Source organism: Pseudoalteromonas sp. P1-13-1a (genome assembly GCF_001401875.1).
Lineage (GTDB): Bacteria > Pseudomonadota > Gammaproteobacteria > Enterobacterales > Alteromonadaceae > Pseudoalteromonas.
On record NZ_LKDV01000016.1, the window covers coordinates 20086 to 42209 of the forward strand.

General features: G+C 41.3%; 17 protein-coding genes. 7 read left to right on the plus strand and 10 right to left on the minus strand.

The genetic code is table 11. The annotated features are described in order from the left end of the window. Nucleotides 1–7: 7 nt before the first annotated feature. The 7 genes from AN391_RS11465 to AN391_RS11495 all read right to left on the minus strand — a co-directional run bounded on the left by AN391_RS11465 (nucleotide 8) and on the right by AN391_RS11495 (nucleotide 7430). Complete coding sequence (locus AN391_RS11465) at nucleotides 8–2536, minus strand: TonB-dependent siderophore receptor (protein ID WP_055015522.1); 2529 nt, start codon at nucleotides 2534–2536, stop codon at nucleotides 8–10. 320 nt (nucleotides 2537–2856) lie between these two features. After that, nucleotides 2857–3702: a DUF4198 domain-containing protein gene (locus tag AN391_RS11470; protein ID WP_055015523.1), complete on the minus strand. Its 846-nt coding sequence runs from the start codon at nucleotides 3700–3702 to the stop codon at nucleotides 2857–2859. 34 nt (nucleotides 3703–3736) lie between these two features. Further along, the gene (locus tag AN391_RS11475) at nucleotides 3737–4246 is read right to left on the minus strand and encodes a DUF2271 domain-containing protein (RefSeq protein WP_055015524.1); all 510 of its coding nucleotides are present in this window, start codon (nucleotides 4244–4246) and stop codon (nucleotides 3737–3739) included. Further along, nucleotides 4246–4878 (minus strand): PepSY-associated TM helix domain-containing protein, encoded by a 633-nt coding sequence (locus AN391_RS11480; protein ID WP_055015525.1) that lies wholly within the window; start codon nucleotides 4876–4878, stop codon nucleotides 4246–4248. The genes AN391_RS11475 and AN391_RS11480 overlap by 1 nt, the downstream gene beginning before the upstream one ends. Nucleotides 4879–4999: 121 nt before the next feature. Then, nucleotides 5000–5398 carry a YbaN family protein gene (locus AN391_RS11485; RefSeq protein ID WP_055015526.1) on the minus strand — a complete coding sequence of 133 codons (399 nt, stop codon included), beginning with the start codon at nucleotides 5396–5398 and terminating at the stop codon, nucleotides 5000–5002. Nucleotides 5399–5526: 128 nt separating this feature from the next. Further along, on the minus strand, nucleotides 5527–6846 hold the full coding sequence (locus AN391_RS11490) for a hypothetical protein (protein WP_055015527.1): 1320 nt from the start codon (nucleotides 6844–6846) through the stop codon (nucleotides 5527–5529). A gap of 101 nt (nucleotides 6847–6947) precedes the next feature. Further along, on the minus strand, nucleotides 6948–7430 hold the full coding sequence (locus AN391_RS11495) for a MarR family winged helix-turn-helix transcriptional regulator (protein WP_004586011.1): 483 nt from the start codon (nucleotides 7428–7430) through the stop codon (nucleotides 6948–6950). Nucleotides 7431–7867: 437 nt separating this feature from the next. Between AN391_RS11495 and AN391_RS11500 the strand changes: the two genes are divergently transcribed. The 4 genes from AN391_RS11500 to AN391_RS11515 all read left to right on the plus strand — a co-directional run bounded on the left by AN391_RS11500 (nucleotide 7868) and on the right by AN391_RS11515 (nucleotide 13862). After that, a complete protein-coding gene (locus tag AN391_RS11500) occupies nucleotides 7868–8719 on the plus strand; it encodes a D-hexose-6-phosphate mutarotase (RefSeq protein ID WP_055015528.1) in 852 nt (283 codons plus the stop codon). A 29-nt stretch (nucleotides 8720–8748) separates the two neighbouring features. Further along, on the plus strand, nucleotides 8749–9282 hold the full coding sequence (locus tag AN391_RS11505; protein ID WP_055015529.1) for a PH domain-containing protein: 534 nt from the start codon (nucleotides 8749–8751) through the stop codon (nucleotides 9280–9282). Further along, nucleotides 9275–10819 carry a PH domain-containing protein gene (locus tag AN391_RS11510; RefSeq protein WP_055015530.1) on the plus strand — a complete coding sequence of 515 codons (1545 nt, stop codon included), beginning with the start codon at nucleotides 9275–9277 and terminating at the stop codon, nucleotides 10817–10819. Before AN391_RS11505 ends, AN391_RS11510 begins: the two co-directional genes overlap by 8 nt. Before the next feature lie 223 nt (nucleotides 10820–11042). Then, nucleotides 11043–13862, plus strand: coding sequence for a PD40 domain-containing protein (locus tag AN391_RS11515; RefSeq protein WP_055015531.1), 2820 nt, complete (start codon nucleotides 11043–11045; stop codon nucleotides 13860–13862). Nucleotides 13863–13946: 84 nt separating this feature from the next. Here the strand turns inward: AN391_RS11515 and AN391_RS11520 are convergent, their stop codons facing one another. Then, entirely contained in the window at nucleotides 13947–15092 is a 1146-nt protein-coding gene (locus tag AN391_RS11520; protein ID WP_055015532.1) for a lipopolysaccharide assembly protein LapB, read from the minus strand. A gap of 48 nt (nucleotides 15093–15140) precedes the next feature. Next, a complete protein-coding gene (locus AN391_RS11525; protein ID WP_055015533.1) occupies nucleotides 15141–16274 on the minus strand; it encodes a PepSY domain-containing protein in 1134 nt (377 codons plus the stop codon). Between the two features lie 330 nt (nucleotides 16275–16604). On the opposite strand from AN391_RS11525, the gene AN391_RS11530 reads away from it, so the two are divergent. Both AN391_RS11530 and AN391_RS11535 read left to right on the plus strand, forming a co-directional pair. Beyond that, entirely contained in the window at nucleotides 16605–17219 is a 615-nt protein-coding gene (locus tag AN391_RS11530) for a SemiSWEET family transporter (RefSeq protein WP_055015534.1), read from the plus strand. Between the two features lie 73 nt (nucleotides 17220–17292). Continuing rightward, nucleotides 17293–18081, plus strand: coding sequence for a PhzF family phenazine biosynthesis protein (locus AN391_RS11535; RefSeq protein WP_055015535.1), 789 nt, complete (start codon nucleotides 17293–17295; stop codon nucleotides 18079–18081). Between the two features lie 49 nt (nucleotides 18082–18130). Here the strand turns inward: AN391_RS11535 and AN391_RS11540 are convergent, their stop codons facing one another. After that, on the minus strand, nucleotides 18131–20641 hold the full coding sequence (locus AN391_RS11540) for a zinc-dependent metalloprotease (RefSeq protein WP_055015536.1): 2511 nt from the start codon (nucleotides 20639–20641) through the stop codon (nucleotides 18131–18133). Nucleotides 20642–20931: 290 nt separating this feature from the next. On the opposite strand from AN391_RS11540, the gene AN391_RS11545 reads away from it, so the two are divergent. Further along, complete coding sequence (locus AN391_RS11545) at nucleotides 20932–22116, plus strand: efflux RND transporter periplasmic adaptor subunit (protein ID WP_055015537.1); 1185 nt, start codon at nucleotides 20932–20934, stop codon at nucleotides 22114–22116. Nucleotides 22117–22124 lie beyond the last annotated feature (8 nt).

Consider the following 22124-nt stretch of genomic DNA (forward strand, 5'->3'; position numbering starts at 1 on the left):
TTAATTATTAAAAGCTGTAAGTAATGTTACCGTATAGGAAACGCCCGTCTAATCCGTACGGTGCATATGGCGTGTACGGGAATATTTGGCCAAAGTCAGAGTAACCAATGTTATCTACCGTTGCTTGCGGGTACTGATCGAACAAGTTGTTTGCACCTACTGCAAATTTCCAGTATTCGTCTGGGCGGTAGGCTACTTCTAGGTCGGTGATCCATTTAGGGTCAATGTACTCATCGCGATCGGCGGTAGTTGAAATATCAGCCACTTCACCGTAGCGCGTTGCACGAAGGGTGGTTTGCCATTCGTTAAAGTTCCACACTGCTGATAGATTCCATTTGCTATCTGGTGTGCCTTCTTCAAAGCGGCCTACTTCACGGCGTGCAAATACCACGTAGTCATCGCCGAGTGAGTTTAGCTCGCTTGGGTTGTCGTCTACGTGTGTTACTTCGGTATCGTTAAAGTTAGCGGCTACGTTTAAGCGTAAGTCCCCTAAATCGCTTAAATCTAAGTTGTAGGTAGCAACAATATCAACACCTTGCGTGCGCGAGTCGATAGCGTTAGTAAAGTAACGTACACTTTCTGTATTTAGCTCGCCGGCATTTTGCAGTATTTCTACTACAGCATCACCTTCTAGGTTTTCAGACAATACAATACGGTCATCAATATCAATGCGGTATGCATCTACAGTTAGGCTAAAGCTGCCTTGCGTGTACATAAAGCCAGCCGTTACGTTTACAGACTCTTCGGCATCTAACTGCTCTGCACCAAGTGCTTGCGCCGCTGTTGAATCGGTTGGGAATAAACCAACTTCAAACGGTTGGTTGTTCTCAAGTACGGTAGAGATTTGGCGGTACGAGCTTTGTGCAAGTGATGGTGCACGGAAACCTGTACTAATTGCACCGCGCAGCGATAGGTTTTCGTTAATGCTGTAACGCGACGCAAGCTTTGATGTAAACGTATCGCCAAAGTCGGTGTAGTCTTCGTAACGTCCGGCTAAAACTACGTTCCAATCTTCTGTTAGGTAAGTATCAAATTCTACAAATAAAGCAACATTATGGCGGCTTCTATCAGTAACGCTTTGCGGGCTAAAACCTGCAAGTACTTGTGCGCCACCGGCTGCGATTGGGTTGCCGTCGCTATCAAGCGCAGTAATGTAAGAGGCCTCTTCACCTTGCTCAATTTTGTAGCTTTCGTGGCGGTACTCTGCACCTACTGTAAAAAATACGTCGTCAGGTAAGCCAAAATCAAAGGTGGTATTTGCTGTGGTGTTAACTAAAAATTGGTCATAAACCAGTGCGCCGTTGTCAAATTCGGTTGGGCTGTCGGCACCTAACGATGTATTTATACTATTTACAACGCCAAAGCCAAAGTCATTACGGCCGTAGTTAGTACTTACATCCCAAGTCCATTCGCCTGTTTCGCCTTGTAGACCTAAGGCAAATGAGTAATCTTGTACGTCGGTTTCAATTTGCGGTAAAAAGCCGTCTGGGTACACTTCTAACACGTTGCGGCTGTCTTTTGCACGACGGTAAAAACCACCTGAGTTGCCTTCGCGCTTTGAGTAGCTACCAAACGAGTACAGGTTATAGCCGTTATCAAAGTCGTAACCCATGTTGTAAAACAGTGCGTAGTCTTCAAGATCTGCTTTACCAAAACGGTGATTGTATCGGTCGATGGTAAATTCGCGTGGGTCTAGGCTGCCATCTTCTAGGCGGTCGTATTGCTCGCGCGGGTCAAAACCAGAGCGCTGTGTAGAGTCGTTATCACGGTACTCAATAGATACGTTTACAAAGCCGTTATCTAAAAGCTCAAAACCCGAGTTTGCGCTAATTGTACGGCTTGCGCCGTCGTTTACTTCGCGGTCGGCACCGGTATTAAAAGCAAGGTTGCCATCGGCGTCGGCGTAGGTGCTTTCTAGCTGAGGTACACCTGCCATTTGCGTATCGTATTCACCGTAGGTTACGCTTACGCTGCCGCCTTCGGTGGCATCTTTAAGTACAATGTTAATTACACCGGCAATAGCATCAGAACCGTATTGCGCTGCTGCGCCATCACGTAGTACTTCTACGCGTTTAATGGCTGATGTTGGGATCATGTTTAAATCAACCGCTGTAGAACCACGGCCTACTGTGCCACCTAGGTTTAATAAGGCGCCTGAGTGACGGCGTTTACCATTAATAAGTACTAGGGTGTGATCGGGTGCTAAACCACGTAGTACAGCAGGTTTTGCGTGGTCGGTGCCATCTGCAAGTGTTGCACTTGGGTAGTTAAAACTAGGCACTTGGTTTGCTAATACTTGGCTTATTTCTAGCTGACCCGTACTTTGCATATCGCCGCTGGTAATAATATCTACAGGTACGGTACTTTCGGCAACACTACGCAGGCTTCTGCGGGTACCGGTAACCGAAATCACTTCAATACTTTCTTGTGCTTGAGTGTCTTGTTCTGCGGCAATTGCAGGAGAATAAGACGCGCCAAGCGCAGAGGTAACGGCCAGACTAAGTGCTACTTTTTTAGCTGATAATTGCTTTAACATGATGTTGATTCCCTTAAGGGCTGCTGACTATTGATTTTAAAAGGAGCGCATAATATAGAAGGCGCTACTTGTGTGCAAAGATAAAAACTGTCTAAGTTATTCTAAGTTGTTAACAACTAAAATGACAATTTACGCCCGCTGTAGATGTTTAGATCGCTCGAGTTGCAATCTTGTGTCGAATGGCTGCAAATTCAAGGTAAGTTGTAGGTTTTTTGAAAAAACAAAAAAGGCCAAGTTTTTAACTTGGCCTTAATTTACACTATAAATTAAGGCCAAGTTTTTAACTTGGCCTTAATTTATAGTGTAAATTGCATGAAAAATTATTCAGGCGCTACTTCAAGCGTAGTAAATAAAGAGTAACGTCCTGCGTCTACACCTTCTTCGTTTACTTTAACTTTGTTAGAGGTTTCGATTAGGTATAGGCCTGGCTCTTTCCATGTTGTGCTAAACATGCCGTTTTTGTCGGTTGTTACTTTTACTTCGCCACGTTCGTTACGGTAGCGTGTATCACCTTTTAAAATACTTACTTCAATGCCAGAGCCTACAGGCTTACCATCTTGTAGTAACTGAAAACGTGCTTGCTCGCCAACAAATAAATCGTTTGGATGTGTTGGGCCGCTAAGCTCAAGGCCTAAACCTAGTTGTGCAGGCTTAGAAGTACCGTTACGGCTTACAAATGTATCTACTGTAGAAATAACCTTAGTTGTGGTTACATCTTTTGCGTTGCTTGGTAATTTAGCATCTGACTTTTTACCAAATACGCGCTTGCGCTTACCTTCTTCGTTTTTGTAGAAGGTCATGTACATTGGTTTTTGCGTCATGGCAATGTGGTAAGTGCCTTCTTCTTTTAGGCTTACCGCTGCTGAGCTTTTACGCTTTAGGTAATAAGCACGAATGGTGTCAGATACTTTTTCACCGTTTGGTGCAAGGGCCATTAGTAGTGTGTCGTCGTACTCTGCGCCTTTTTCTTTTGGCTTAAAGGCTTTGTCGGGTGCAAATATTTCGTTAGAAATACTCGCGTCAATCATTACGTAATGTGCTTTATCACCAGAAAGTGACGTGTGAGATGGCAGTAACCAGCGGCTATGCGCGTTTGCCGATGTAGATACCAGCGCCGATAAGCTAAGTGCGCCAATTAAAGCCGTTTTTAATAAATTAATTTTCATTGTATTTCCTTAAATTCAAGTGATTAAGTAGCAGCTACTTAGTGCTTACGGTGACAAAACTGGTTGAAAATTCTTTTTTACCTTCAATGGTCACTTTGCCAGCTTGTGATAAATCAAGTTCTATACGGCTGTAATCACGGCCGCCTTCTTCGCGTACAACTTCAATGTTTAAAAGGTATTTGCCAGGTTTTACGGCATTGCCGTCTAAATCTTTACCTTGCCAGTCAATGGTGTAAGTACCAGCACGCTTAGTTGCACCGCTTATACCGTCAAAGTTAATGTCGGTTTTACCCGCTTTACGCCACCATTGGCGTAAATCTTTAAACCATTCTGCTTTTTGTACCCATAGCGCAAGCGTAGTTACGTGTTTACGCTTTGGCGTTTCTAGCCAAACAGCTACGTAAGGGCGGTGGTAAGGTTGTACATCTAAATCGGGTAGGGTGAGTTCAATCTCTAACTGTGGCGTTTGCGCCTGCGCAGTTGCTTGAAATAATGCGGCAACCATTAATAATGCTGCGCTTAGTACCGTACTTGCTTTTAACATTAAGACACTCCTTTAATTTGTGGCACCCAACATAGGTAAATAACCAAAGGCGTTGCAATGCCTAAAACGGTTATCCATATTCCTGCTAAGCGTTTTTTTCTGTTTTGAAATAAAATAATCATCCCAGTGATTGAAAAAATAATCATCAATACTGCTGAAATATCAATAACCCAGCTCCATACCTCACCGGTGTAGCGACCTTTATGTAAGTCGCCAATTAGGCTTAAAAAACCACCGGTTTGGTAATCTAAATTTAGCTCGCCGGTTGTAAAATCAAGCTCTGCGTAAGCAAAACCTGCGGGTAGTGGGTAATCGAGCATAACCAGTGCGTCTTCTTTTTCCCACTCAATACTTTTAACGTTGGTTAAAGAGTATTGCTCAGCAAGAAACGTTTCTATGTCTGGATAAAGCGTTGGCAGGGAATCTAGTTGTGCATTCGCTTTTGTGACTAATTTTGCTGGAATAGTCGCAGTTACTTGCCCATTATTTTTATCGTTTTTAAGCCAATCAACATGGTTAAGCACAATGCCGCTAACACAAAACAAAATAAGCAAAAAAAACAAAGCTGTAGAAATATAAATATGCAGTGCACGGCTTGTGCTGTACAAAGCACGCTTATTAATAAACGCCATAAAAACAGTAATTAAGTTAAAGTTACAATATGATAATCATTTGCATTAACTATTACAAATTTACTTACTTAACTTTACATTAAATTTTTGGTTAAACGATGTGTGCAAACAAAAGGGGTGGCTATTTAGCGCTAGGCGGGTGCGAGGGCCTTAAAATTAGGTAAATCATTACAGCTATTTCAATTACGCCAACAAGGTAAATAACCCAAACAGGGGCGCTTGAGTAAAGTAAAAACACAAAGCCAATTAACATACCAATTGCGGCGTAGCATTTTGCTTTAACTGGCACTACTTTATGCGCTTGCCATTGTTGTAAGGTAACGCCGTAACGAGGGTGGTTAAGCAGCCAATGTTCAAGCGCCGGCGATGAGCGAGTAAAGCAGGTAAGCGCAAGAATAAAAAAAATGGTAGTAGGCATAACGGGCAGCACAATACCAATAATGCCAAGCGCAACAAGTAATAAACCAAGCGCTTTAAGCCATAAGTTTTTATAACAAATAAATACTGCTTTTATATTCACTTAGGCTCTTTTAAGTAATGGTTGTTAGTTAGGATTGTAGGCCAAATCGTTGTAAAATCTAACCCTATAAATGCAAAAAAGGGCAAACTAAGTTTGCCCTTTTAAAATACCAAATATGTTTTACTTATTTAGAAGTAGTAACCTACGTTGATGTTAAAGCGACGTTCTGTGTCGCCATCACCAATAATTGTTCCGCCAATAAATGGCTGGTTACGCGCTTGAATAAAGTCAAAGTAGGTAAATAACGGACCTGCCGATACACTCATACCGGTTACGTTCATCCACGTGTTTGCGCTGTCGTCAGACTTGTCGTAAATAATGCCGTAGTCGTTATAAAATTGCACGCCAGTTACTGGGCCCCAATCAAGTGATAGGTCGTATGCTACGTTGAAGTTAGTCATCGTTGCTTCGCTTGATACGGTATCGTAGTAATCAAATGCGCCAACTACAAAGCGGTTGCTGTTGTCGTCTAGGTCGTAGTCGTATTCGCCGTGCTGAAATTGAATATTCCAGTTATTAATTTGGCTGTTTACGTGGAACGCCCATGCACCGTAGTTACCAGCGCGGTCATTACCATCATGTAGGCCACCACTTAAAAGTGATATACCCACATCTGTTTTAGCGTTTTCGCCATGCTCAATTTGATACACTGTACGACCAGCAAAGGTGTTGTATTCACCAAGGCGAGAACCAGGGGCATCGTATGTGCCTTCGGTTGTTGCACGGCTACCTACAATATCGAAAGAATAACGTTCGTTAACTTCTGAGCTGCCATCAACACCGCCTACTTCATCATTTTTGAAAAAGCCCAGATCTAGTTTCCAATTGTCTTTAAGTTTGCGGTTTACTGTTACACCTAAATCGAAGTCGTCTTCTAGGCCAACGTAGTAGTTAGTGCTAAAAAAGTAGCTGTGTGAGTTGTATGGGCCGTTACCAAACGGTACAGGTGCAATACCGGCTTGCGCTTCCCAGCCATCTGTAAATTCGTAACCTAAGTATGCATACTTAACAATGGTCATGTAATCGTAAAAACGAAAATCACCATTTACAGAAATATCGCTAATTTCGCCTGATAAGTTAATGCGAAATACTTCAAAGTCTAAATCGCCGCCACGGTCTTGCGTGTCTTCATCGTATGAATTAGTGCTGTAGTTAAAGCGTACGGCACCGCCAATTTTAATGCCTTCGTCTTCTTGCTCAGGCGCAGCTTGTGCAACAACAACTTCTTTGTTGTCGGCTTTTTTACTGATTTCGGCAACTTGTTGTTGGTGTTGCTTGTTGATTTGGCTTTGCTTTGATTTTTCATCAGCGAGCTGCTGTTCAAGCAACTGCATTTGTTGCTTAAGTTGCTTTAATTGGTTTTGCAGTGTGTCAAGATCGGCTGCGTGAGAAGTGCTTGCTGCACCACCAAGCATAAGTGCTAGTGTTAATTTTGAGAGTTTAGTCATTGTTGATGCTCAGATTGTGTTTAAAAAATAAAAAATTCAAGGTGCCCAAAAGCCCCTTACGAATGATGTAAGAACTAATTTAAATTTATTTTTTTTATTTTTTATTTATTTGGTGTTTGAGTTAACGCGCCTACCTCTAACAGAGGTGATGCGTCTAACTTATCAGCATCCATCATTGCTGCAACGCGTTGCATAGATGAAAGCAATAAACTTTGCTCCCATTCTGCAAGTGCAGAAAACTTTTCAATAAAGTGTTCTTGCAGTGGCTGTGGCGCTTTTTCTAGTAACTCTTTCCCTTGCTCGGTGAGGTATAAGCTCACTCGGCGTTTATCCATTTGACTACGAACGCGTGTTACAAGGTTTCTGCTTTCTATTCTATCAAGAATATTAGTCACAGTAGCCGGGCTTAAATTAACATTCTGAGCTATACGGCTAGCGGTTATTCCATCGGTGTGCGCTACTTCTTGCATTATAAGCAATTGTGGGCCTGTTAAACCTGATGTTTTATTTAGCTGCTTAGAATGTAAGTCAATCGCGCGGATTACTTTACGTAAAGAAACTAATAATTCGTCATATTTTTGCATTTGCTTATCTCGTCGATGGGCCAAAGGTGTGCCGTAATCGCGAAATGTTACACATCAAATAAATTGAATTCAAATAATAAATTAAGCTTGAGCCCATGTTCATTGGTTTTTATTAGTTTGAGCAGAAACTAAAATAGTATAACTTTGTTTAAAACTTATTAAATGTTATTAGCATATTGTTTGCATTGTGGTGCGCACACTACGTATGTTGAGAATAATTGGCAAGTCTTATGGTGTAGACTTTAGTATTATTCATAACAGCTGTTGCTAATTAGTAATTGTTTGTAAGTTAGCTGTGTATGTATTAATCGCCAATGAACAAATTTCAAACCATAAAGGTCAACACGCCCTAGTGAGTATAGCGTATACTTTACACATGCATTATTGTTTATATGTACATGTTAAAAATCTTTAATATCAGTATTGTAGGGAAAAACATGAAATTATCGCCATCAGTTAGCATTGAACAAAGCGAAACCGGTCTAGAGTTTATAAAAGTAGCGAGCTCAAAGTGTGATGCAAAAATATTTTTGCAAGGTGGGCAAATTACCGAGTTTATCCCAAAAAATAACAAGCCACTTATTTGGGTATCTAACAATGAGACGTTTCAAGAAGGGGTAAGCATTCGCGGTGGGATTCCTATTTGTTGGCCTTGGTTTGGTAACCATGCAAACCAAGATTGGCCAGCGCATGGCTTTGCACGTACCAGTTTATGGCAAGCTGACGAAGTGCACGAAAGTGATGAGCACATTACAATTAGCTTAAACTTACCCATGAAATTAGTTAACCCAACGTATTGGCCTCATCACTCGGCGTTAAAGGTTGAGTTTGTTTTGAGCGAGCAGTTACAGGTGCGTTTAACCACAACTAACTTAAGTAATACTGCGTTTAGTTATACTCAAGCGCTGCATACTTACTTTCCTACCTCTGATATTAAAAATACGGTTGTTGATGGTTTGCAAGGCGCGCAATATATTGAATTTGGCGAAGGGCCTTTTGCTCAAAACGAACAAGTTAATTTTACTCGCGAAACCGATATGGTGTATACACAGGCCGCTGTCCAGCAGCACATTCATACCCCAGATGGGATTATTAATGTAAGCCGCGAAAACTCAAGCTCGTGTGTGCTGTGGAACCCATGGATAGAAAAGTCTAAGCGTTTATCTAATTTTGCTGACGATGAATACCTAAGCATGGTGTGTTTAGAAGCCGCCAATGTGTTAGAAGATAAGGTGACACTTGAGCCTAAGCAAAGCCATACGTTAGTTACTACGATCAGCTGGGCTTAACAGCCAGTAAAAAGGAAAGGTACATAAACGTGTTTAATAATCAGCAAATAATAGATTTACCAAAGCACAGTGAAATACAGCTCAATCCCTTGGCCGATAAAGCGTTATTACACGTGCAACTTAATTGGCTGGCGTTTTACATTCCTTTTTGCGCGGTATTGTTTGCTGTTTGTTACTTTAACGAAGCGTTTGCTAACAAAGCACAAACCTACTTGCTAATAGGTGTGCCCATTTTAATTTTGCTTTCAATGCTTTATAACGCCGTGAGTATAAAACTGCAGGGCTTTGCACTGCGCAATCACGATATTGCGTTTAAAAAAGGGGTTATTTGGCAGCAAATAACTATTTTGCCTCTCGCGCGTGTACAGCATATGGAAATTCACCAAGGCCCTATTGAGCGAAAACTAAAGTTAGCCAGTTTAAAGTTATTTAGTGCCGGCGGGGTCAGCGCTGATTTACAAATAAGTGGCTTAACCCACGAGCAATGTAAAAACATACGCCAGTTTGTACAAAACTATCGCCAAGACGACACACCCGCGCAGGTTGAATTAGCCAATGAGTAATACCATTAGCGAGGAGCAAAGTAGCTCACTACATTGGCAAAAAGTATCGCCTTGGGCGGTAGTGTATTTTGTGGTGTATTTTAGTGTGCGCTTTGTAAAAGACGGGCTTTTAAACCTACTACCCATGCTTGTGGTGTTTGTTACACAAGTAGAAAACAAGCTGTTTTGGGCGCAAGTAGCTGGTGCTACTGCATTAGTAACACTGCTAATCTATTCAATTTTATATTACATAAACTTTAAGTTTTGCATTAGCGACGATCACGAAATTTTGCTTAACAAAGGGGTGTTTAAAAAAGAGCGCCTAACACTCAAGTTTTCGCGCGTGCAAAATGTAAATATTGCTGAGCCCTTTTATTTTACTCCCGTTAATTTAGTTAACTGTATTTTTGATGCCGCAGGCAGCGTAACGCAAGAAGCGGTATTGCCAGGTGTTACCAAAGCCTATGCTCAGCAAATGCGTAAACAAATTTTTGCCTTTAAAGCGCAGCAGCAACCCGACGAGCAAACCACCTCAAGTGAGCATTTTGAAGCAGAAAATAGCTTACGTATCAGTAATAAAGAAATTGCTAAATTTGGCTTAATGTCAAACATGGCTATATTAGCCATGGCCGCTATTGCGCCTTTTATAAATGTGTTGGTTGATTTTTTAGAGCAACAAATTATTGCTAAGGTTGAGGGATTTTATCAGCAAGAGCTTGGTTTACTGGCAAGTGCAGCAACCTTTGCCATGATCACGCTTATTGCTTTGCTTGTTTTAATTGCTGTGATGCTGTCGGTAGGCATGTCGCTTATTCGTTTTTATAATTTTGAGCTTTACTTTAAAGGCCAAAAATTTAAACGCATTGCTGGTTTATTAGAGCGCCATCAGTTGTCTATGAGCATGGATAAGGTGCAATCGATTGTTATAAAACAAAACCTAATGGGGCGATTACTAAAGCGTTTTACCGTTGAGTGCTTACAAGCAAGTAGCGGCGGTATAGCGGCGGGCGTGGCTGCTAAAAAAAATAAACAAACCTTAGTGTTACCCGTTTTAAATAGCGAGCAAGTAGATAGCGTATGCCAATGGATTTACCCGTGGTTTAATAGCAAAAAATTGCAATTTAACGGCGCAGAACGTGCCTTACTTTATAAAAACTTGAGCTTTTATGCGTTAATTCCAAGCGCTATTGTGCTGCTAGGGTGCTACTTAGGTGACTTTAACCTTTGGTTTAGCGTGGGCGTATTACTTATTTTAGCGGGATTGGTAACGCTTGCTTATCAGCGTTATGGCTATTATTTGCATGAAGACAACGGCCGTTTTTACATGGTGGTACGCAAAGGGATGATAGGTGTGCATTACCGTGTATTTGAGTTGTACAAAGCACAAAGTGCACGCAGTATTAGTACCTACTTTATGCGCCGCGCAGGGCTCAAAAGCCTGTATATACAACTTGCGTCAGGGTTTGCATTTATGCCCTATATAAAGCAGCAAGATGCTGATTATATAATTGATTTTACACTTTATCAGGCCGAGTCAACGCAGCGTAGCTGGATGTAGTTATACCAATTGACTTATACCAATCCGCATAATTAAGTGTTCTATTTTGAGGGTGGATAAACGTGTTGATAGCAAGGCAAAAAATTCGCTATTGAGAACAAGCTATTACTTAATTTAAAAGTTTATAAAACATACACTTTTATAAGCTTTGTTACATTTTTTTACTGCAACGTTGGCTGGTTTAATAATACTCTAAGTGGTATCAATCATTTAAAGGATTATTATGAAAAAATCACTCATCGCTGCCTCTTTGTTATTAGCCACACCTACCTTAGCTGCTGATTGGCAAACTATTCATACCGAACACTTTAATGTGCATTACAGCACCGAAAATGCCGATTATGCTAAATCGACAGCGGTAGAACTTGAAATAGTGCGCAGTAAAGTGCTTGAGCAGCAAAACCGAGCGCTCGATAAAGTAGTTGATGTGGTGGTGTTTGATCCCCTAAATGCGCCCAACGGTTTTGCTTTACCTACTTCTAATAATCCCTTAATGGCCCTTTTTACCACGCCCCCACAATCAGACACGGTGGTTTCTAACATGAGTGGCTGGCAGCAATTACTTATATTGCACGAATATATTCACTTAGTGCATTTAGCGCAGCCAACACGTAACACATGGCAGCAAAAAATAAGGGGTGTGTGGGATATTTACGACTTAACTTACAGCGATATGCCGCGCTGGGTAGCCGAAGGTTATGCAACCTTACTTGAGTCAAAAATGACGGGCCGAGGGCGACTATTTGATAACTACACCGAGTCAATGCTAATTGAGTTTGCTCAGCAGGGGGCACTGCCGAGCTATAGCCAACTAAGCGCCACCGAGGGCGGTTTTATGGCAGGCTCTATGGCGTATTTAATGGGCAGCCGGTTTTTAAATTGGCTAGAGCAAACGTATTCAACGCAAATGCTCGATGCTGTTTGGACGCGCATGCAGGCTGTTAAAAAGCGCGATTTTAACGAGGCCTTTACTGGGATATTTGGCCAAAGTGCCGCTAAGCTATATGGCCGCTTTATTGCTCAATATACTTATAAAGCTATGGCAAAAGAGCAGTTAGAGCCTGCGCTTAACAGCGAGCTGTGGTTAAAGCTCAACTTATATGCAAGCAACCCTGTGCTTTCAAAAGATGGCAGTAAACTTGCGATTGTTGAGCGCGATAAAGATAAAAAAACCAAGCTTATTATTTACAGCACGCAGGAAAATACCAAAGCAGAGGAAGCATTTACAAAAGCACAAAAAGCGCTATTAGAAAACGATGCATTGGATATACCCGATAACCCCCCGAGTGTATTTCAGCGTGAGCAAAAACACATATTAAATCAAATAAACAGAGCGGGCATTGCTAATCCACAATGGGTAAATAACAACACACTTTACTTTAATGCTTATACGCGTGAAGAGACGGGTATTTATAACAAGGTGTCTGATATTTTTAGTTATAACACCGAAACCGGAAACGTTGAGCAGTTAACTAAGCTAGCTGGCTTACGTCGTTTTACTGTTACAAACAATGGCGAAACCCTTTACGCTGAGCAAGTACGCGGTGGCTACTCAGAGTTAGTAAAAGTAGATTTAGCCACGCAAACCATTACCCCTTTGTTTTCAAAAAGCTTAAAAACAGCCTACGACTATCCAACTTTTAGCCCTGATGAAACCCAATTAGCTTATGTATCCGCCAATTTAAATGAGAATTGGCAATTGTATATACAAGATATTGCCAATAAAACTCGCCAAGCCGTGCCTATGCCCAACGGGTACCAATACCTAAGCCAGCCCAGCTTTAGTAAAAACGGTGAAAAAATTTACTTTGTAGCCGGCTTAAAAGGCTCAACTGATATTTATAGCTACCATATTGCAAGTAATACATTAACTAAACTTACCCAGGGCCAAGAGGCCGTTGCTCACCCCCTAGAAACAAGCAACGGAGCATTACTTTATTTATCCATTACTGCTGATGGGCCTAATGTAAAGCAATTACCAAGTACAGTAGAGGGCGAAATAATTACTGATTTGGCACAGGATAATAATGCGCCACTGCTTTTGGTGGAACAGTACACTTTGCCTAAAGCAAAAATATATAACGACAATGTAGGTAAGCAAAGCAGCTACGATGTGCTTGATCAGCATGGAAGTTTAGCGCTAGGCGCACAGTATTACTCTGCCGCTACAAGTGCTTTAAATATTAATATTAAAAGCAGTGACTTACTTAAACAGTTAGACCTTCAAGCGGGATATAGTGTTGATTTAAATGATGATGCTTTGCACGGTGGGTACGCCCAAGCAAAATACAATGCACTGCCAGTTAAGCTTAAATTGAGTGTATTTGATTATGATTTAAATACTGCAAAACAATACCAAGCGAGCGAAAATGCAGAAGTACCTGCACGAGGTGGTTTTGCAGTCTTAAGTTACCCAATTAAATACGCGGCGTTTAGCCTAACGCCAGAGCTTGCCTTTAACTATACCGATTATAAGCAAGACTATAATAAGTGGGCGCGCATAGGCATTACCCAAAGCTGGCAGTACGACCGTCAAGCATTTGCTATAGGGCAAAGTGTTAATGCCCAGTATTACGATGGCAGCAGTAAAAACATTAATTGGGACGGCTACGATTTAGCGGCCAACGTATTTGGTAAAGCGTTTGATGTGCCGCTTTATATTAATTTTACTCAAAAGCAGCGCGATAATAGTAGTTTAGCGCTAGGCGGATTTAGCTCAAACCTAATTAGCGAGCACCAAAATAGTGAGTTTGTGCTGTCATCAGAGCTGCCATTTTATAGCACAACTGCTGAGCGCTATATGGGTTATGGCGGTGGCTTTAGCTTTAAAGAAGGCATGCCGTGGCTTTATTATAAACAGCACCAGGTAGATGATGCGGTATACGCACAAAGTTATGGTTTAAAGTATCAAGGCAATTTTAGCTTTGGACTAGGTCCAGCCGGTGTGAACGATTTAACCTTTAATATGGGGTTATCGCGCGTAGAAGGCGATAGCTTTGAGGATGAAATGCGCGGCTGGTTTAGTTTTTACTACTCGCTATAAGTAAATTACGATAACACGCTAATGCACTTGTGTAATAAGTGCATTAGTAAAAGCTGCGTTTAAACTAATTTAAAGTATTGGTGGTTAATTGGGCTTGTTTAGCGATGCAAGCTTAGCTTGATACACGTTTAGTCTTTCTTTATTACGCTCATATTGGATGGCTTTTTCAAGCAAGCTTTGTGTTTGCGCTGTGTGACCTTGTTGGTAGCGAATTTTAGCCAGCTCTAAATAGAGCTCCGATATATAAGGAGCTTTTGCAATGGCGAGTTCAAGTTGCTTTTTAGCTTGGGTGACCTTGCCCTGATGTAAGTTATTTTTAGCAATCACGAGTAGCTCGTAGGGGTCTTTCTCTTTATCAACAAGCTGGCTTGTTAGGCGTTTTTCTAGTGTTTTATCTCCTAGCTCATTTGCTAATATTCGATAGTTATTAATTAAATTTATACTTATATCGTTTCTATCAAGCGCGGTTTGATAAATCATGTGAGCGCTTTTTAGATCGCCTGCGCGGCGGTGCAATACGCCGGCTATATTAAAAAGCTCTGCATCGTTTGGGGTAAAGCGGTTGGCTTGCATAATTAAAGAGTAAGCCTTATTAAGATTGTTTTCGGCTAATGCCGCGGCGGCTAAGTTACTATAAAACTTACTGAGTAAATCGTTATACGTTGCACTACCGGAATAAAAGCTGCCACGTGTGGGAAAGTAGTCTATTAACGTGCCAGGGCGAATAAATACAATATAGTTACCATCTATTTCTTCTTCTGGCGCATACACTTTGGTTCTAAAGTGATTGGCGATGTAGACTAAATTACCTTCTTTGGCATACACAGGTTCACTGGTCATTTCTTGAAAGCTGGTATCGAGGCCTAAAAGTGTGGCGTAGCTTTGGGTTAATACAGCTAAACTAATACAGTTGCCTTGTGCGCGTTTAATAACTTGTTTAGATGTTAGTGTATCGCCGTGATACTTAAAGTTGGTAAGTTGGCTTTCTAGGTAGTTAAAAATAATTTCATCAGCGCGAACTTCATTTAAGTGTTTATGCGCGTATGCTAAAAACTTTTCTTGTTCGGGTTTTGGCAGCTCAAAAATGCTCTGCTCATTAGGTGTTTTAACTTGCTCGAAAAGAGAGTGGTTAATTACGTGTGTTAGCTGCACCTTTTTAATGGGCATTGCAGGCGGCGTGCTATTACAGGCAGTTAAAAAAAGGCTAAGAGTAAAAACTAGATATTTCATATATCACCTCACTGTGATTGTTAACATTACAGTGAGGTGATTTTTTAATCAAGCACTTGCAGTGCGGTGTTTACTTAAGCGGTTTTTTTGAGACTGCTTTTTGCGCTTACGGCGAGTAAACCACAAATAAAAGCCAGTACCACCAAGCCAAACAGGGCTTAAACCAATAACACACCAAATTATTTTACTAATGAGCCCTGCAAAATAACCAAAGTGAAGTTTTCTAAAGCTATCAATTACTTGCCAACCTACACCCACTTCGCGGATGTCCCAGTTTGCCATATGCTCGCCCGTTAGCTTGTTGTAAGTAACGGTATTGGCATATTCGCTGGCAAGTGGGTTACTGGTATCTACTTCTCCAAATAGCGTTATGTTTTCGTCTGGCTCAAGCGGCATGACTAAAAATGTGCCATTAAATGTGGGTATTTGCTTTTGGCTATCATCAAGCACGTGTTGAAAAAAAATCTCTTCATTGTATAAATTTTTAGTAAGTACGAAGTGTTCTTCTTCTGCGTGTTCAATGACTTCGTGATACCACACAGCGCCGTTAAAGTAGCCGCCAGTGATGGCTAAAATTATAATAATGGGCGAGCCAATTACACCGGTCATTTTATGGATGTCGCTAAGCACTATTTGCAGTGTGGCGCGCCAGCGTACGCTAAATAAACGCTGCCAAAACTTACGATAAATAATAAGACCTGTAATACCTAGTACTAAAAAAAACACCGCAAAAAAGAAGCCTAAAACGGTACCAGTTTGGCCTGGTAAATTTTTTAAATCATTGAGTAAAAAGGTGTAGTGTAAATCTAAAAACCAGTCTGTAAAGTAGTGGCTGGTTCCCACTGGCTCTGAAAGAATATTGCCAGTGTATTGATCTAAATGAAATTTATACCAGTCTTCTGTACCGCGCTTTATTAAATAAACCCGATCAGCAGTATCATCGTTAAATATTTCCCAGCTACCTACGACATACTCAGGGTACGCTTTTTGCGTTTTTGTTATAAGTGTATCCATAGGTAAGCGGTTGGCTTGTTGTTGTACAACAAAGTGACTGTCTGGCATTAATAAGCCGTCAATCTCGCTTTTAAATACCAAAACGCTACCCGTTATACTAATAACAAACAGCGGGACAAGCGCGATAAGGGCTACCCAACTGTGAATTTTAAAAAGTGTTTTTCTCATAGTTTATAATTGTGTAATTGCCACAGACCTGCGCATGATAACAATTATCAGTAGCATTTCATAGTTGTGCGACAAATACACACTCGTTGTTTAAGACAGGGTGCAAAGTGTTCAGCCTCCAATATACAAGTACGATTTGGTGTCCACTTAAAGTAACGGTTTTTGTACAGCTATCTTGCCAGTGCCTAATATAGGGTTACGCTAATTTGTTGAGTAAAATATATTCACCATTACAATGCGCGCTCACTTTAAAACTCATTTAAAAACAGATGTTTATTTATTGTTTCTAGCGGGTTTTATATTAACATTTAAGTAACGAGCGAGGTTGTTTTGGCGCACTATCTACCTATTTTGTCGGCTTTTATTTTAGTTTTTAGCTTTTTACCGCTATTGAGCAAAATTAGAAAGAATCGCAGTGTGTCGGGGTTATCACTATTAATGATGACTTTTGGTTTAGCGCAAAGCCTCTACTTTATTACTTACAATATTTATTTTGAACGCTACTTTATAGCACTACCGTTTTTTGTAACTGGAGTGCTAAGTGGTTTAATTTTATATTACTTTGCCCGCTATAACGCCGCAAAAGCTGAACGTATACAGCTTGTGGCTATGCTTGGCTTTTCGTTATTACCTTTTTTATTGCTGTTAAATAAAAGCCTAGAAACAGCATCGGTACTTAACGCACTTACATACGTAGGGCTAGTAATGAGCTCAGTACGGGTAATGCCGCAAACGTATAAAACCTTACGCAGTGGCAATATTAGCAATTTAAGTGCTCGCTACTTTAGCTTGCAGTTTGTAGCAGGTACCTGTGGCTTGTATGTAGAGCTAAGCAGTGCTATGACCAGCACCTCACATATTTTAATGTTTGTTATGCTGCTGCTTACAAATGCTGTGCAATTTGCGTGTATGCAATATTATAAAATGCGCCTCGCAATGGCTTAGCTATAAAATTAATAGTGATTATTTAATGACTATGTGGCAGGTTTAAACTCTAACTAATTTAGGGGGTCAACCTATGCAACTCACTATCCATCAAATTGATGCATTTACAAGCTCTTTATTTAAAGGCAATTACGCAGCTGTGATCCCGCTAGAGGCGTGGCTTAGCGATGAGTTAATGCTAAATATAGGCGCTGAAAATAATGTGTCTGAAACTGCGTTTACTTGCCCTCAGGCTGATGGCAGTTTTGCAATACGGTGGTTTTCACCATTAATGGAAATAGATTTTTGCGGCCACGCCACGCTCGCTGCTGCGTATGTTTTATGCGAGCAACACAACCTTAGCCAAGTGCGCTTTAACGCCACGGCCGTAGGGGAGCTTGTTGTAAACAAAAATAGCGATGGTAGTTTTACTATGACCTTTCCTAAACAGGCGCCAGTAGAAGTGAAAACTATACCCGAAGCGCTGTTAAAAGGGTTGTCTATACAACCAATAAAGGTGCTAAAAAATCGTCAAGCATATTTTGCTATTTACGAAAATGCGCAACAAATCCATGATTTAACTACTCAGCCTGATTTATTAAAAACCTTATACCCACTTGATGTTGTCGCCACATCAAGTTCTGCTGAGTACGATATGGTGTCTCGTTATTTTTGGCCTGCAAGTGGCGGCGAAGAAGATTTTGTTACGGGTTCTATTCACACTGGCCTTGCCCCTTACTGGGCACAGCAGTTAGGTAGAAATAAATTAAACGCGTATCAGGCTTCAAGCCGTGGTGGTTTTATACAATGCGAAGTAGGCGAGGATACCGTCAGGTTAACTGGTAACGCTGTACGGTATTTGAAAGGTACAATTTATTTATAAATTCGCATTAAAAAGGCCACGTATTACGTGGCCTTTTTGATTGAGTTTATTAAGCTTCTAACGCTTTAGCAATTAAGTGATCAATATACTTTTTATGTGCTTTAGTAGCTGTATCGGCTCCCCATCCTACGCTTGTATCAGCTATTTGTGTTAGCTGATACAGCGCGGCAGTTTTTGCCAAATTATCGTGTTTACTTGCTTTGCCTAGGCCTGCAATAGCAATAAGCTGATTTACATACTCTATTTGTAGATTGCGGCTAATAGAGGTGCTCTCTTTGCTATCAACAAAAATACTGGCCGTTAGGTCGTCCATAAATTGCGTTAGGCTATATTCATTACCATACAGTGCGGTGTCTGAAATACGTAGCATAACAGCCGGGTGCAGCAATTGCGCAAGTACCGTTTTTTGCATGCCTAAAATCATTTTGTGCGCTTTAGGGTCTTCATTTTTACCATAATGGTTAAAGCCACGGCGTTGTTGCTGTAAATAGTTGTATAAAGGCTGCATGCTGATTAGCACATCAGGTGCAAATACATATTTAGCAAGTATGTTCATTGCTTGCGTTTGGCGCTCAAGTGGTACTGGCATAAACGGCTTACTTGCATGTGTATCACCTACTACTGCACGTTCAACATATACGCCACCTATTTGGCGAGAAATAACACCTGCTTGTCTACGGTATTGACCGAACAAACTATTAGCCGAGGTAACCAGCTGTTGATAAGACTCACCTTTTACTGTGGCTTTATCTTTTAGCTCCGTAAATAGTTTATCAATTAGCGCCATGCGGTCGGCGCCATAGGCTGCTGGATTTGACGATAAGTCGCCAATCATTACACGGGGGTCTATGTGGCGGCCCGGGGCACGCATATCATCGGCATCATTACCGAAGGCAAGGGCATGTTCGCTTGAGCGAGCGAGTATGTTTTCAAGTCGTGCTTGTTCGGCAGCTTTATCTTCTAAGGCGCTGCTATAGCCATAGTTGATAGCCCAATCATCATAAGGACCCGGCTTAGTTTGAAAAATATCACCTTGCTGTACACCGATTGGCGCGATGTTAGCGGGTGCATAATCCATCACAGAACCGGTTACTATGCCTTGAGTTTTATTTTTGTCATGAACCTCTTTTTCATCCCACAAAATAGACGATTTCATATTGTGGTTTAAGCCTAATGTATGACCCACTTCATGAAGAATTAACTGGGTTAAACCTTGGCGAATCATTTCATTGTCATCAATCGAGGCACCTGTTGCTAAGCCTTTAGCAACCAGCAGGTTTTGTTGAATTTCATGGCCTAGTGAGCAATTTAACTCACCTTGTGTAGGCAGGTGTTGGCCGTGGCTCATTGTGCCTTGGGTGTATAGCGTGTCGTAAATCCAGCGGTTTTTCATAAATACAAACTCAAGCATAATGTCTGAGCCGAGTATTTCACCTGTTAGTGGGTTGGCAAGAGCCGGTCCGTAGCCGCCAAATGGCGGTTTTGGCGATGAAGTCCAACGTAGTACGTTGTAGTTAATATCACCAGCATCCCACGTTGCGTCATCGGGTTGTACTTTAACTTCGAGTGCGTTTTTAAAACCGGCTTTTTCAAACGAGCTATTCCATGTAAGCACAGCATCGCGTATTGTGTCGCGCCACTCTACAGGGGTGGTGTTTTCTATCCACCAGGTAATTGGTTTTACCGGCTCAGAAAGTTCAGCATCAGGGTTTTTCTTTTGTAGATCCCAGCGCTTAATAACATCGTCATAGGGCGCCCAATCGGTTGAGGTCATTAGATCAAATTGATTGGTGAAATAACCTATGCGCGCATCATCTTTACGTGGTTGGTAATCGTTTTTAGGTAATGCCACAAAAGAGTGCTGGACCTTTACAGAGATATTACGCGGGTCACTTACGGCACTTGTACCACGCACGGTGGGACTGGCATTACTAAATACGTAATCAACGACTATATCTAAGTTGTTTGGGTAGGGGCGCTGTTTAACAATACGCGACTTTTTAGTATTTAATTTACCTACTTTAAAGCGTTTTTTAGCGTTTTTATCGGCTGGGTTTAGCGTTGGCGATACCTTGTGTAGCGCTTCACTTAAAAATAGCTTGTTGACCTTAAAGGCTATTTTACCTTCTTCTTCTTTTTCTATTTTAATGCTGGCTAAAACGGCTTCGCTGATGTTGGCATTGCTTGCTTTGGCAATGGCGCTGTTTTGATCAAATTTATAGCGAGGTGTTTTGCTCACTATATCTATGCGGTCAAAGTATTTTCTAAACTCAATGAGCTTGGTTTCTCTATAGGCGCCGCGATAATGCCCGGCATCAGTGACACCGTCGATTGTATGGGCAAAGTATACAAAAGGGGTATTAAGCTGCGACTCGGTGATCACCATTAAGTGTTCACCGGTTTTTTGGTCTTGGTATAAATTAAAAATACCTGAAAATTCGGTTTGTCCTTCGACCATTTCGCTCAGGGTTTTTGATTTTTTGTCTTCTTTTTTATCATCAGCCACTGCGTGGCCGCTTAGCGCTATACTCAGTGTTAGCGCAAGGGTTGTTAATTTCATTTTTATAATCTATTTCGCTGTTATTTATTTAGTGTGACTGTACGTAAATTAAAAATTGTTCGCACATGTTCTCGATGAAATCATAGCTCTAATTTGTAATGCACTGATTTTAAATAGTAAAAATTTGTAACAAAATATAATAAATGCGATGAGTTACAGGTATTTGTAAACGGCTACGTACCTTAACTGAGTTTTTAAATTTATTTGTAACAGTTGCTTACAAATGTCAGGTTAATGTTTTATTGCGCTCTGTTATTATAGTGTTAGTAGAAATATGAGGTAATTAGGATATGCAATCAAATTCACTGAGATGGGTGTTCCCATTTGTAGCATTAGCCATTGGTGTAGTGGGCTTTATGGGAATAAACGCTATTGCACAAGAAGATCAAAATAAAACAGCAGTAGATACACGACCCACCGTGCAAGTTGAGCCTGTAGAAGCTAATAATCACCAAGTAATAATAAACAGCTACGGCGAAATAAAACCATTAGAAAACACACAGTTGGCGGCGCAGGTGTCGGGGGAAGTAATTAGCTGGCATCCTAGCTTTGTAGCTGGTGGCGTGGTTTCTCGTGGCGATACACTGATTAGTATTGAAAAAGACAACTACGAAGCAGCCGTTTTAGTTGCCGAAGCCGATTTAGCGCGTGCCAAAGCAGCCTTAATTGAAGAGCAAGCGCAGGCAAAAGTAGCCGAAGACGAAGCAAAGCGTTTTCCGAATAAAGCACGTACAGACTTATTTTTACGTAAACCGCAGGTGTTAAGCGCCCAAGCAGCGGTTAAGTCGGCGCAAGCCGCATTAAAAAGAGCACAACGTGATTTAGAAAACTGCGATATAAAAGCCCCATACGATGCGTTAGTAGTGAGCCGTAATGTAGGCGTTGGCCAGTTTGTGGCTATGGGTGCACAAGTGGCTGATTTAAATAATATAGAAACAGCAGAGGTTATTATTCCTATTGCTGGTTTTGATAGCGTATTTTTACCGGAGCGAATTAAGGGCATTAAGGCCACTATTATTCAAAAAGGGTTAAACAGTTTTACACGTGAAGGCGTGATTGACCGCGACCTAGGTATTGTAGATAACGCGACGCGCATGAGCAGCTTAGTGGTACGTATTGAAGACCCATACGGCTTAAAAACACAGCAACCGGCTATTAAATTTGGCAGCTACGTGCAGGTTAATTTTGCAGGCGCCATGCTTAATAATATTTACCGTTTGCCGCAATCATTAGTAAATAACCAAACGGTGTGGATAGTTAACGAAAACCAAGAGCTTGAACCGCGCAAAGTAACCGTAGTGAGAGAAGAAGGCGAGTACTTTTATATTAGCAGCGGACTTAATGCCGATGATAAGTTGGTTACCACGTTACCTGAGTACCCACAAAAAGGCATGCAGGTAAAAGTGGCTGGCATGAGCGAGCCAAGTAACGCTAATACAAACACCGAAAGTAGCGCTGAAGCGCAACAGTTGTAAGGTGTAAA

Bases quoted from the DNA above. Each gene is read 5' to 3' on its own strand.
- AN391_RS11465 (WP_055015522.1), bottom strand. From the start codon at position 2,536: ATGTTAAAGCAATTATCAGCTAAAAAAGTAGCACTTAGTCTGGCCGTT.
- AN391_RS11470 (WP_055015523.1), bottom strand. From the start codon at position 3,702: ATGAAAATTAATTTATTAAAAACGGCTTTAATTGGCGCACTTAGCTTA.
- AN391_RS11475 (WP_055015524.1), bottom strand. From the start codon at position 4,246: ATGTTAAAAGCAAGTACGGTACTAAGCGCAGCATTATTAATGGTTGCC.
- AN391_RS11480 (WP_055015525.1), bottom strand. From the start codon at position 4,878: ATGGCGTTTATTAATAAGCGTGCTTTGTACAGCACAAGCCGTGCACTG.
- AN391_RS11490 (WP_055015527.1), bottom strand. From the start codon at position 6,846: ATGACTAAACTCTCAAAATTAACACTAGCACTTATGCTTGGTGGTGCA.
- AN391_RS11495 (WP_004586011.1), bottom strand. From the start codon at position 7,430: ATGCAAAAATATGACGAATTATTAGTTTCTTTACGTAAAGTAATCCGC.
- AN391_RS11500 (WP_055015528.1), top strand. From the start codon at position 7,868: ATGAAATTATCGCCATCAGTTAGCATTGAACAAAGCGAAACCGGTCTA.
- AN391_RS11510 (WP_055015530.1), top strand. From the start codon at position 9,275: ATGAGTAATACCATTAGCGAGGAGCAAAGTAGCTCACTACATTGGCAA.
- AN391_RS11515 (WP_055015531.1), top strand. From the start codon at position 11,043: ATGAAAAAATCACTCATCGCTGCCTCTTTGTTATTAGCCACACCTACC.
- AN391_RS11520 (WP_055015532.1), bottom strand. From the start codon at position 15,092: ATGAAATATCTAGTTTTTACTCTTAGCCTTTTTTTAACTGCCTGTAAT.
- AN391_RS11525 (WP_055015533.1), bottom strand. From the start codon at position 16,274: ATGAGAAAAACACTTTTTAAAATTCACAGTTGGGTAGCCCTTATCGCG.
- AN391_RS11535 (WP_055015535.1), top strand. From the start codon at position 17,293: ATGCAACTCACTATCCATCAAATTGATGCATTTACAAGCTCTTTATTT.
- AN391_RS11540 (WP_055015536.1), bottom strand. From the start codon at position 20,641: ATGAAATTAACAACCCTTGCGCTAACACTGAGTATAGCGCTAAGCGGC.
- AN391_RS11545 (WP_055015537.1), top strand. From the start codon at position 20,932: ATGCAATCAAATTCACTGAGATGGGTGTTCCCATTTGTAGCATTAGCC.